Origin of the sequence: Methanobrevibacter curvatus (assembly GCF_001639295.1) — an archaeon.
In the GTDB taxonomy this organism is placed as follows: Archaea; Methanobacteriota; Methanobacteria; order Methanobacteriales; family Methanobacteriaceae; genus Methanoflexus; species Methanoflexus curvatus.
The window spans coordinates 1-722 of the sequence record NZ_LWMV01000126.1 but is presented as its reverse complement, the minus strand read 5'-3'; the positions used below and the strand labels follow the sequence as shown (position 1 = coordinate 722).

1 protein-coding gene is annotated in these 722 nt (G+C 33.0%); it reads left to right on the top strand.

The genetic code is table 11. From position 1 onward, the window contains the following. Positions 1 to 10 precede the first annotated feature (10 nt). A partial coding sequence (locus MBCUR_RS03280; protein WP_169805785.1) for a DUF11 domain-containing protein occupies positions 11 to 722 on the top strand: 712 nt, incomplete at its 3' end.

The window sequence follows — 722 nt, the reverse complement described above, 5'->3', positions numbered from 1 at the left end:
TATTGGTGCTTTGGCTAATGGTGAGAGTATTGTTTTGGATATTCTTGTTCGTTTGAATGGTACTGGTAATATTGTGAATGTTGCGAATGTTACTAATGTTACTGAGAATAATACTGGTAATAATAGTAGTAATCCTGATAATGAGACTAATATTAGTGTTGTTCCTACTGTGAATATTAGTGTTGTTAAAACATCTAATGTAAGTGGATCTGTTTTGAATGGTGCTTATATCTTGTACACTATTAATGTGACTAATTTTGGTCCTGATGGTGCGACTGGTTTGGTTATTACTGATAGGTTGGATAGTAGGTTGATTTATGTTAACAGTACTTCTCCAAGGTTTACTTATTATGTTGCAAGTACTGGTGTTTGGAGTATTGGTGCTTTGGCTAATGGTGAGAGTATTGTTTTGGATATTCTTGTGAAACTTAATGGTACTGGTAATATTCTAAATATTGCGAATGTTACTAATGTTACTGAAAATAATACTGGTAATAACAGCAGTAATCCTGATAATGAGACTAATATTACTGTTGTCACTACTGTGAACATTAGTATTGTTAAAACATCTAATGTGTCTGGTAATGTTTTGAATGGCGCTTATATCTTGTACACTATTAATGTGACTAATTATGGTCCTGATGGTGCGACTGGTTTGGTTATTACTGATAGGTTGGATAGTAGGTTGATTTATGTTAACAGTACTTCTCCAAGGTTTACTT